A 10046-nucleotide genomic window follows, 5' to 3' on the forward strand; every position below is an offset into this window, starting at 1 on the left:
CTTAGCTCAGCGCATCGCTCTGCGCGATGATCGCGAAGCGGTCCGACAATTCGGCCAGCGCGACCTCGTGGATCATTCTCGCCGGCAGCGCGCCGCCGCGCCCATCGGGAAGATCGCGCGTGGCGCAGGCGTCGGCCGCGATCGTCGTGCGCAGGCCGAGATCGAGCGCGGCGCGCGCGGTTGAAGACACGCACATATGCGTCATGAAACCCGCGAGCACGATGTTCTTGCGCCCGGTCGCGGTCAGCCGGGCCTGCAGGTCGGTGCCGGCAAAGGCATTCGGCAGCGCCTTCTCGATCACGGGCTCGGTCGCGAGCGGCGTCAGGCGCTGGACGATCGCGCCGCGCGCCGCCTCGCGGTCGAACAGGCCGCCGGCGCGGCCCTTGTGCGCGACGTGGAAGATCGCAGCTCCGCTGTCCCGTGCGCGCGCCAGCAGGCGCGCAGCCGCTGCGATCGCCGCTTGCGCATCGGGCAGGGCGAGCGGGCCGGCGCAATATTCGTTCTGGATGTCGATCAGAACGAGGCAGGTCTCGTTGAGCTTGGGCGGATTGAGATCGGCGCCGGCGAGTTCGAGCAGCGTCTTCGGAGCGGTCATGCTGTCAGGCTTTCGTGAGTGTCGGATGCTTCGACACTAGCGCAGCAGCAGCCTGCCATTGTGCAGGACTATTGCAGCTATTGGCTGCGAATTTGCAGGCAGCGGCGGCGCCTGCTAAGCTCGCCCGATGAACTGGGACGATCTGCGCATCATCGCCGCGGTCAGGGACGAGGGCACCTATGCCGGCGCCAGCGCGCGGCTGCGCATCGACGAGACCACCGTCGGCCGCAGGCTCGCGCGCATCCAGCGCGATCTCGGCGTGCCGCTGTTCGATGCGGTGGACGGCATGCGGCGGCCGACGCGCCAGTGCGAGGCGGTGCTCGCGCATGTCGGTGCGATGGCCGCGCATGCGGCGGCGATCGAGCGCATCAAGGAGAGCCAGGCCGGCCCGATCGGGCGGCTGCGCATCGCCTCGACCAATGCCGTCGCCGAAGAGCTGCTGGCGCCGCATGCGAGCAGCTTCCTGCGCGATCATCCCGGGCTGACGCTGCAATTCCTCACCGCGAGCGGCAACGTCAAGTTCTCGCGCTGGCAGGCCGATCTCGCCATCCGCCTGCGCAAGCCGGAGAAGGGGGACTTCACGATCTCCAAGCTCGGCGACGTCAGGCTGTACTTCTTCGAGCCCGCGGACCGCGGCGGCAGCGAGCCGGTTGCGTGCGTCTACCCGGACGAGCTCGACGCGATTCCGGAAGCGCAGTTCTTGCGTGCGAAGCGGCTGACGAATGTGCGCTGCATCACCGACAATATCCGCATCATCCGTACCATGATCCAGTCGCATCAGGCCATCGGCGTGCTGCCCGAGCACAGCTGCGCTTCCCTGCTCGCCGACCGCAGCCTGCGCGCCACCCTGTTGCCGAAGCGCCGCGACGTCTGGCTGCTCGTGCAGAACCACCTCAAGCGCGATCCGGCGACACGCGTGACGATCGACTGGGTGAGGGCGTGCTTCCAGGACATTTCGCGCAATTGATGTCGCATATCGCCGCGATCATCGCGCCACGCCGCGCAAGCTGCGACGAAAAAACTTCAGCCGCCCCCTTGCAACCCGAACGTGCCTGGTCTATTAGCGCCGTCCTTCGCTAGGCCATGGGTTCGGGCTCGCTGAGATCCCGACTGGCGCGGGCCGGTCTTCCGGTTTCGTGTTCCGCCGAATGAAGGAGAAACGCAGGACGTAGCTCATGGAGAGCGTCGGGTTGAACACCCGAAGGCATCGGTTCGATTCCGGTCTCTTGCACAAAGGATAGCTCAGTTTGGTAGAGCAGATGACTTTTACTCATCCTGTCGCGGGTTCGAATCCCGCTCCAGCGCTCCGTTTCAGCCTGAAAAGCTGATACCTCTGAAGGGGACCGGACGCGCGCTTCAGTCGCCGTCCGGCCGTATTGCCGACAAGGCTTTCGTCCGAACAACGACACTGTGAGACCGGCTTTGCGCCGCGGGTAGATACCGCTTGCGCTGATGCCGGGTGGCTCCACACGGCCGCGCGATACGTCTCGCGCGATCGCGCGCGTGCGCCCGTCGTCATGCAAGCTCAAGCCCCGGCCCGCCGATTTTTCAGGAAGCGTCGTCCGCGTCCTCACGTCCTTTGCAAACGAAACCTGTCGTCCGGCATCCGGCCGGGCGCAAATGAAGGAGGCGTGCCATGACTTTGAACAAGGGCTGGCGCTTGCTGATGCTGAACGTGACGGTGAAGGATGGCGAGCGTGCGTTGCTGACGCGCAACGGGCAGCTCGTGCGCGTGCTCGCGCCCGGCAAGCATCGCCTGTTCGATCCCCTGCACGAGCTGAAGGCCGAGGTGCTCGACGTGGTCCGCAGCGAATTTCCTGCGGAGCGCTACGCGGTGCTGAAGGCCGCGCGGCCTGATCTGGCCGCCGAGCTGTTCGAGGCGGTCGAGACCAAGGCGGACGAGATCGCCATCGTCAGCCTCGACGGCCGGCCCGTGCATCTGATGACGCCCTGGCAGGTGCGCGTCTACTGGAAAGTTGCAACGCGCATCGATGTCGAGCGCATCGATGTGTCCGCTGATCCCAAGGTCAGCGCGCGGCATCTGGCCATGATCGAGCGCAACCGTTCGGCCGTGACGTCGGAGACGGTGGTCGAGAACCACGAGGCGGGCCTGCTCTACGTCGAGGGCCGGCTCGTGGAGCGGCTCGCGCCCGGCCGGCACGCCTTCTGGACCGTCGGCCGCAAGATCGAGGTGAAGCGCCTCGACCTGCGGCCCCAGGCAGTCGAGATCACCGCGCAGGAGATGCTGACCAAGGACCGCATCGCGCTGCGGGTGACGCTGACGGCGTTCCGCCGGATCGTCGATCCCGAGCGCACGGTTGCGACCGTGCCCGACGTGGATGCGTGGCTGTACCGCCTGGTGCAGTTCGCGATCCGCGAGGCGGTAGCTAGCCGGACGCTGGACGAGGTGCTGTCTGCGAAGGTGGCGCTGGATGCGGAGCTGCGCGACTACGTGCGCGCACGCCTCGCAGAGTCCGGCGTGGAGGTCACCGAGCTCGGCGTCAAGGACGTGATCCTGCCCGGCGAGATCCGGGAGCTGGTGAACAAGGTGGTGGAGGCGGAGCGGGTCGCGAAGGCGAACCTGATCCGCCGGCAGGAGGAGACCGCGGCGACGCGTTCGCTCCTGAACACCGCCCGCCTGATGGAGGAGAACCCCCTGCTGCTGCGGCTCAAGGAGCTGGAGTCGCTGGAGCGGCTGGTCGAGAAGGTCGGCCGCATCGACCTCCATGCCGGCGACGGCCAGGGCCTCGATGCCCTGCTAACCCGGCTCGTGCGCCTGAAGGCGCCCGAGAGCACATGAACCGAAGGGCCGCCCATGGGCGGCCCTTCACATCGGCGTTGCTGCCTTTGCGATGAACGCGACCGGCGCGAGATGCGACCAATTTGAGTTCGTCGGGGATTGAGCGCGCTCGCAGGTTGCGTCATCTTGGGGTCGCAACGTCTTGATCAGGGAAGGCACATGAGCGTTCTTCAGGAATCGATCCGCCCCGTAGCGCGATCCAGCGACTGGAAGGCGATCGTCGTCCTGGTCCTCATGATCCCGGTGCTGTGGTCGCCGGTGATCCTGTTTCGCTTCGTCCTGTATCAGCCGTTCAACATTCCGTCCGGTTCGATGACACCGGCGCTGATGGTCGGCGACTACGTCTTCGCCGCGAAATACTCCTACGGGTATGGCCGCTATTCACTCCCTTTCGCGTCGTCCTGGATCTCGGGCCGCATCCTCGCCGCCGATCCCGAATATGGGGATATCGTGGTATTCCGGACGGCGAAGGACAGTTCTGTCGACTACGTCAAGCGCGTCGTCGGCCTGCCCGGAGACCGCATCCAAATGCGGCAGGGCCGGCTCATCCTCAACGACCGCCCGGTGACCCGCGTCGCCCTCGAGGCGACACCTGCCGGCGACGCCTGCGGTGTCGACGACCGTGCGGCGGTCAAGCGCTGGCGCGAGACGCTGCCGAGCGGCGCGTCCTATGTGACCTATGACTGCCTCGACGAAGGCTATCTCGACAACACCAACGTCTTCACGGTGCCGCCGGGCCACATCTTCGTACTCGGCGACAACCGCGACAATTCCACCGACAGCCGCATGCTGTCGACGTTCGGCTTCGTGCCGATGGACAATCTCATCGGCAAGGTGACGCGGATCTTCTGGTCCCTCGACGAAGACGGCGAGCCGCGCTTCGAGCGGATCGGGAAGGTGGAGTGAGGCCTAAAGCGCCATGAATTGAGGCTCGATCGCTGCGAAGACGGGAGGTGCGCTCCCTCTCCCGCTTGCGGGAGAGGGTTGGGGAGAGGGTGTTTCCGCAATGGGACAATCCCCTAGAGGAGAAAACCCTCACCCGCGCCTTCGGCGCGACCTCTCCCGCAAGCGGGAGAGGTTGCACGAGCCCGCGGCATCGATTCGACCTAAAGCCATTCCGCCCTAGGCCGTCATTCCGAGGCGCGCGGAGCGCCGGGCCGGAATGACGGGTGGAGAGAACGGGGCCCAAAACAAAAACCCCGGCATCGCTGCCGGGGTTTCGCATTCGTATCGTGCCTGAACGGCTGGATCAGAAGTCCATGCCGCCCATGCCGCCGCCCGGAGGCATCGCGGGGCCGGCGCCGCCCTTCTTGGGCAGCTCGGCGACCATGGCTTCCGTGGTGATCAGGAGCGCGGCCACGGAGGCAGCGTTCTGGATCGCGGTGCGGACCACCTTGGTCGGGTCGATGATGCCCTTCTTGACGAGGTCGGCATATTCGCCGGTCTGGGAGTCGAAGCCGTAATTGTAGGTCTTGTTCTCCAGGATCTTGCCGACGATCACCGAGCCGTCTTCACCGGCGTTGATCGCGATCTGGCGAGCGGGGGCCGACAGCGCCTTGCGCACGATCTCGACGCCGGTCTTCTGGTCGTCGTTCTTGGTGCGCAGGCCCTTGAGCTGCTCGGAGGCACGGAGCAGGGCGACGCCGCCGCCCGGAACGATGCCTTCTTCCACGGCCGCGCGGGTCGCGTGCATCGCGTCATCAACGCGATCCTTGCGCTCCTTCACCTCGACCTCGGTCGCGCCGCCGACGCGGATCACCGCGACGCCGCCGGCGAGCTTGGCGAGACGCTCCTGGAGCTTCTCACGGTCGTAGTCCGAGGTGGTCTCCTCGATCTGCGCCTTGATCTGGGCCACGCGCGCCTCGATGTCGGCCTTCTTGCCGGCGCCGTTGACGATCGTGGTGTTCTCCTTGTCGATCATCACCTTCTTGGCGCGACCGAGCATGTTGAGCGTGACATTCTCGAGCTTGATGCCGAGATCTTCCGAGATCGCCTGTCCGCCGGTCAGGATCGCGATGTCCTGCAGCATGGCCTTGCGGCGATCGCCGAAGCCCGGAGCCTTGACGGCCGCGACCTTCAGGCCGCCACGCAGGCGGTTCACGACGAGGGTGGCGAGGGCTTCGCCTTCGACGTCCTCGGCGACGATGACCAGCGGCTTGCCGGTCTGCACCACGGCTTCGAGCAGCGGCAGCAGCTCGTTCAGCGAGGAGAGCTTCTTCTCGTTGATGAGGATGTAGGCGTCGTCCATCTCAACGCGCATCTTGTCGGCGTTGGTGACGAAGTAGGGCGAGATGTAGCCGCGGTCGAACTGCATGCCCTCGACCACGTCGAGCTCGGTCTCGAGCGACTTGGCTTCCTCGACGGTGATGACGCCCTCGTTGCCGACCTTCTTCATGGCGTCGGAGAGGAACTTGCCGATCTCGGCATCGCCGTTGGCCGAGATGGTGCCGACCTGGGCGATCTCGTCGTTCGAGGTAACCTTCTTCGAGTTCTTCTCGAGGTCAGCCACGACGGCTTCGACCGCGAGGTCGATGCCGCGCTTCAGGTCCATCGGGTTCATGCCGGCAGCGACCGACTTGGCGCCTTCCTTCACGATCGCGGCCGCGAGCACGGTGGCGGTGGTGGTGCCGTCGCCCGCCGCGTCAGCGGACTTGGAGGCGACTTCGCGCACCATCTGCGCGCCCATGTTTTCGAACTTGTCGTCGAGCTCGATCTCCTTGGCGACGGTGACGCCGTCCTTGGTGATGCGGGGAGCGCCGAACGACTTGTCGAGCACGACGTTGCGGCCCTTCGGGCCGAGCGTAACCTTCACCGCGTTGGCGAGAATGTCGACGCCGCGCAGCATCTTGTCGCGCGCTTCAACCGAGAATTTGACTTCTTTGGCTGCCATCTGGAGTTTTCCTTAGGTGAGTTTGACTGGAGGGAAGGAGAGGGGCTCTTAAGCCGCCTTCTTCTTGGACTCGCTGACTTCGAGAACGCCCATCACGTCGCTCTCCTTCATGATCAGCAGGTCCTGGCCGTCGATCTTGACCTCGGTGCCGGACCACTTGCCGAACAGCACGCGGTCGCCGACCTTGAGGTCGATCGGGATCAGCTTGCCAGCTTCGTCGCGGCCACCGGGGCCAATGGCGACGACTTCGCCCTGGGAGGGCTTTTCCTTGGCAGTGTCGGGAATGATGATGCCGCCAGCGGTCTTCTCTTCTGCGTCGATGCGCTTGACCACGACGCGGTCGTGAAGCGGACGGAATTTCATGCAGTCCTCCTAAACATTTGCACGAGTTGAGGATTTGGAGATTGTTAGCAGTCGTTGCCCGCGAGTGCTAGCACGAGCGACGCTGAAATAGGACAGGAATTTTGCGGGGGCAAGGGTTTGTAGCAGGAAAATTAGCAGCCGAAAGCGTGGACTGCCAGAAACCACTTGCCATCGTTAACCAGCCTTGGAGGCCTCTTCGAGGCCCCTTGGGTGACCGTATTAGCACGGAGTCGTGTCTGCTGCTAAAGCATTGAATTTCAACAGCTTGTTAAACTTTTGGGCTTGAGATGAGTTGTCAGTTTGCGTCACATTTCTCGTCTGTGAGCGCATCGTTTCCGGGTGGCTCCCCGGGGCACGGACAAGCCACTCGCCGCATGCGCTCCTGCAAAGGAGGTTTGGCATGGGACTGCGCGTTGGGGGTGTTTCCGACGATTTCCGGAAGCAGATGCTGGGCTATGGGCTGACGACGGCACAAATTCTCTATCGGATGCCGGATCATCCCTCGCTGCTCCAGACCTATGTCTGGCAGAACTACGACATGTTTCCGAAATTTCCGGCCCTGAAGGACTTCCTGGCGTTTTGGCAGGAGAAGCTCGACGGCCCCCTCCATTCGGTCACGGTGGCGCATTCCAAGCTGATCAAGCCGGCCGAGCTCCGCGCCGTCGACGGCGTGTTCCGCCTGCATTGAGGCGAACACCGGTGTCGTAGCCGCGTAGGGTGGATTAGCCCGCGGCGGCGCGAAGCGCTGTCGCTGGCGTAATCCACCTCGTTTCTCTCCGCGTGCCGAAACAGAATTGGTGGATTACGCCTTCGGCTAATCCACCCTACGAGATCACGCAATCAGACGCCGCCACGGCAATAGCGCCTCCACATCGCGCGATAGGCCTCGTCCACCGCTCGTGCATATGAGATCGGGTTGCCCGCGGCCGTGGCGTTGATGCGCCCAGGCAACTCGCAGCGCAACGTGTCGAGCTCGCCGATCTCGGCCGCACGGCTGGCCGCAATCTCGACATAGGCCTCCTCGCTGTCGGCGACCCAGTCCGGCAGGCCAAGTGCGGTGAGGATGGCGCCGGCAGCGCGGCCGGGCAGGCTGTTGCCGAGCTTCGCCACCACGGGCACGCCCATCTGCAGGGCTTCCCATGTGCTGACGCCGCCGTTCTGCGGGAACGGGTCGAGGGCAATATCGATGCGATTGAACGATGCCAGATGCTCGTCCCGCAAGGTGGCTCCGAGCAGACCGACGCGTTCGGCCGGCAATCGGCAGGCCGCAAATCGCGCCAGCAGCTTATCGCGGACCATTTGATCGTCGAGCGCAACGTCCTTGATCAGCAGTCGCGAGCCCGGCACCCGTTCGAGAATCCTAGACCAGACTGCCGCGGCCTGATCCGAGATCTTGCTGATGCGGTTGAAGACGCCGAAGGTGACGAAGCCGTTCGAGAGAGCCGGCGTCCCGGCCCGTGCAATCCCGGCTGGAAGCGGGGCCAGCGTCACGAAGCACGGCAGGTCGACCACCGTCTCTGCAAACAGATGCCGAACCTCGTGCGGAATCCCGACCGGATCCGAGAACAGATAGTCGATCGTCGGCAACCCGGTGCCGGTGCCGTGGCCCCAACCGTGCGCCTGGACCGGTGCCGGCTTGCGCGCAAATACCCCGAGGCGGTTTCCTTTGGTGTGGCCGGACAGATCTATCAGGATATCGATGCGATCGGCGCGAATTTGGGCGGCGAGGCGATCGTCGCTCCATTGCGAGGCGTCGCGCCAGCGATCGGCGATGGCTTGAAACTCGCGTGTCGTCGCGTCCACTTTCGCCGAGCACGAATAGCACACGATCTCGAACTGGGCCCGATCTTGGTGTTGCAGGACGGGCTTGAAAATGAACGCGGCCGAATGCGCGTTGAAGTCCGACGAGACGTAGCCAAGCACCAGGCGGCGAAGCGGATCGCGGCTGATGTCATGCGGTGCCGCCGCTTCGGAAGCGATTTTCGCGCCGATCCGCTCCCACCATAAGCGTCGCGCCTGCTGATGCCGCTCGACGCTGGCGTCCGGCACGAAATCGAGCGTGAAGATCTTGCTGGAGATCGCGCTCTCGAGGTCGGGCCTGATATCGAGGGCTCTGTCGAAACTGGCGAGGGCGTCGTCGACCCGGCCGAGTCCGGCAAGACAAAGGCCCAGCACCAGGTGAGCCTGATCGGAATCGGGCGCGATCGCGAGCGCCTTTTCGCAATCGGATAGTGCCCGGGCCAACTGCTGGGTCTGGAGCAAGACATTGGCGCGCCAGAGCCATCCGTTCACGTCGTCAGGGGCTAGCGCGACTGCCCGATTGCAATCCGCCATGGCCTCGTCAAATCGCTGCAGCTCCCGCAAGGCAACGGCGCGGTTCGCCAGCGCCGCCGCGTAGTCGGGCTTTATCGCGAGCGCGCGGTTCAGGCTTGCGAGAGCCGCGTCGTAGTTGCGCAGACGGCAGAGCGCAGAGCCGCGGCCGTTGTGGGCTTCGGCAAGGTTTGCGTCGATGGCGAGCGCCCGATCGTAGCTGTCGAGTGCTTCCTGGTAGTGATCGAGGGCCGCGCTCGCGTTCCCGAGGTTGGAGAGGGCGAGGGCGTAGTTGGGCCGCAAGGCGAGGGCGTTGCGATAACTCTCGCGCGCCTCAGCGTGACGTTTCAGCCCGTTCAGCGCGACGCCCAGGCTCATATGGGCTTCGGCCGATCGCGGATCCGCGGCAATCGCCTGGCTCAGCAGGATCTCGGCCTGCTGATAGTTCTTGGCATCGGACTCCAGGACGCCAAGCATATGCAGCGCGATGAACTGATTGGGCGCGATCTGCAGGAGCTGGCGATAAGCAGCCTTGGCTTCGGAGAGGCGCCCCTTCTTGTGCAACTCGAGCGCTTGCCCGAGCAAGGGCAGCACGTCGGCCTTTTGCCGCTTCTGAAGCCGGGCATTCTGAAATGCACGCTGACCGACGTTGCTGCCCATGAATCAATTCCCCCGGATCTCCCGGCGAGACTAGTTCAGCGCGAGAACGAAGACGAGACGACGGCCGCTCGCCACGACAGCTTGGGGCAAGCTACGATCGATGCGGTGATCGCGTGACTGGCCTCAGCCTCTTACCCTCCCCTGGAGGGCAGGGGAATCGCATGTGATCCTAAGGCATTGCGATTTGGAGAGAAATCGATTCTGAAGGTGGCTCCTGGAGTTGGAAGGAGCGACCCATGGATCGATTTTCGGAGTGCTTCGAAGACCTGCCCGACCCACGTGCGGACAATGCGCTGCACGATCTGACGGAGCTCTTGTTCATCGCCCTGATGGCCACGTTGTGCGGAGCGACGAGTTGCACCGACATGGCGCTGTTTGCGCGGCTGAAGGCTTATCTTTGGCAGGACGTGCTGGTGCTTAAGCATGGA

9 protein-coding genes and 2 tRNA genes are annotated in these 10046 nt (G+C 64.5%); 7 read left to right on the forward strand and 4 right to left on the reverse strand.

Annotated features, from left to right (window positions below; genetic code table 11):
• Nucleotide 1 precedes the first annotated feature (1 nt).
• Nucleotides 2–595 carry a cysteine hydrolase family protein gene (locus tag HZZ16_RS22040; protein WP_197951638.1) on the reverse strand — a complete coding sequence of 198 codons (594 nt, stop codon included), beginning with the start codon at nucleotides 593–595 and terminating at the stop codon, nucleotides 2–4.
• Nucleotides 596–722: 127 nt separating this feature from the next.
• Between HZZ16_RS22040 and HZZ16_RS22045 the strand changes: the two genes are divergently transcribed.
• The 5 genes from HZZ16_RS22045 to lepB all read left to right on the forward strand — a co-directional run bounded on the left by HZZ16_RS22045 (nucleotide 723) and on the right by lepB (nucleotide 4301).
• Complete coding sequence (locus tag HZZ16_RS22045; RefSeq protein WP_197951640.1) at nucleotides 723–1562, forward strand: LysR family transcriptional regulator; 840 nt, start codon at nucleotides 723–725, stop codon at nucleotides 1560–1562.
• A gap of 194 nt (nucleotides 1563–1756) precedes the next feature.
• Nucleotides 1757–1826: transfer RNA gene (locus HZZ16_RS22050), tRNA-Phe, on the forward strand.
• A gap of 4 nt (nucleotides 1827–1830) precedes the next feature.
• Nucleotides 1831–1896: transfer RNA gene (locus HZZ16_RS22055), tRNA-Lys, on the forward strand.
• A gap of 335 nt (nucleotides 1897–2231) precedes the next feature.
• Nucleotides 2232–3395 carry a slipin family protein gene (locus tag HZZ16_RS22060; protein WP_197951642.1) on the forward strand — a complete coding sequence of 388 codons (1164 nt, stop codon included), beginning with the start codon at nucleotides 2232–2234 and terminating at the stop codon, nucleotides 3393–3395.
• Between the two features lie 159 nt (nucleotides 3396–3554).
• The gene (gene lepB, locus HZZ16_RS22065; protein WP_197951644.1) at nucleotides 3555–4301 is read left to right on the forward strand and encodes a signal peptidase I; all 747 of its coding nucleotides are present in this window, start codon (nucleotides 3555–3557) and stop codon (nucleotides 4299–4301) included.
• A 343-nt stretch (nucleotides 4302–4644) separates the two neighbouring features.
• Here the strand turns inward: lepB and groL are convergent, their stop codons facing one another.
• Together groL and HZZ16_RS22075 are read right to left on the reverse strand one after the other, a co-directional pair.
• Nucleotides 4645–6285 carry a chaperonin GroEL gene (gene groL / locus HZZ16_RS22070; RefSeq protein ID WP_197951646.1) on the reverse strand — a complete coding sequence of 547 codons (1641 nt, stop codon included), beginning with the start codon at nucleotides 6283–6285 and terminating at the stop codon, nucleotides 4645–4647.
• Between the two features lie 48 nt (nucleotides 6286–6333).
• On the reverse strand, nucleotides 6334–6648 hold the full coding sequence (locus HZZ16_RS22075) for a co-chaperone GroES (protein WP_197951648.1): 315 nt from the start codon (nucleotides 6646–6648) through the stop codon (nucleotides 6334–6336).
• Between the two features lie 400 nt (nucleotides 6649–7048).
• Between HZZ16_RS22075 and HZZ16_RS22080 the strand changes: the two genes are divergently transcribed.
• Nucleotides 7049–7336: an usg protein gene (locus tag HZZ16_RS22080; protein ID WP_024340798.1), complete on the forward strand. Its 288-nt coding sequence runs from the start codon at nucleotides 7049–7051 to the stop codon at nucleotides 7334–7336.
• Nucleotides 7337–7488: 152 nt separating this feature from the next.
• On the opposite strand, the gene HZZ16_RS22085 is transcribed toward HZZ16_RS22080, so the two are convergent.
• Complete coding sequence (locus HZZ16_RS22085; protein WP_197951650.1) at nucleotides 7489–9618, reverse strand: tetratricopeptide repeat protein; 2130 nt, start codon at nucleotides 9616–9618, stop codon at nucleotides 7489–7491.
• A gap of 236 nt (nucleotides 9619–9854) precedes the next feature.
• Here HZZ16_RS22085 and HZZ16_RS22090 point away from each other — a divergent pair.
• On the forward strand, nucleotides 9855–10046 hold a 192-nt coding region (locus tag HZZ16_RS22090; RefSeq protein ID WP_197951652.1), incomplete at its 3' end, for a transposase family protein.

It is taken from the genome of Bradyrhizobium glycinis (genome assembly GCF_016031655.1).
GTDB classification, from domain to species: Bacteria; Pseudomonadota; Alphaproteobacteria; order Rhizobiales; family Xanthobacteraceae; genus Bradyrhizobium; species Bradyrhizobium glycinis.

Excerpts from the sequence above, each read along its gene's own strand:
- HZZ16_RS22085 (WP_197951650.1), bottom strand. The coding sequence starts at position 9,618 with ATGGGCAGCAACGTCGGTCAGCGTGCATTTCAGAATGCCCGGCTTCAG.
- HZZ16_RS22080 (WP_024340798.1), top strand. The coding sequence starts at position 7,049 with ATGGGACTGCGCGTTGGGGGTGTTTCCGACGATTTCCGGAAGCAGATG.
- HZZ16_RS22060 (WP_197951642.1), top strand. The coding sequence starts at position 2,232 with ATGACTTTGAACAAGGGCTGGCGCTTGCTGATGCTGAACGTGACGGTG.
- HZZ16_RS22040 (WP_197951638.1), bottom strand. The coding sequence starts at position 595 with ATGACCGCTCCGAAGACGCTGCTCGAACTCGCCGGCGCCGATCTCAAT.
- HZZ16_RS22075 (WP_197951648.1), bottom strand. The coding sequence starts at position 6,648 with ATGAAATTCCGTCCGCTTCACGACCGCGTCGTGGTCAAGCGCATCGAC.
- lepB (WP_197951644.1), top strand. The coding sequence starts at position 3,555 with ATGAGCGTTCTTCAGGAATCGATCCGCCCCGTAGCGCGATCCAGCGAC.
- groL (WP_197951646.1), bottom strand. The coding sequence starts at position 6,285 with ATGGCAGCCAAAGAAGTCAAATTCTCGGTTGAAGCGCGCGACAAGATG.
- HZZ16_RS22045 (WP_197951640.1), top strand. The coding sequence starts at position 723 with ATGAACTGGGACGATCTGCGCATCATCGCCGCGGTCAGGGACGAGGGC.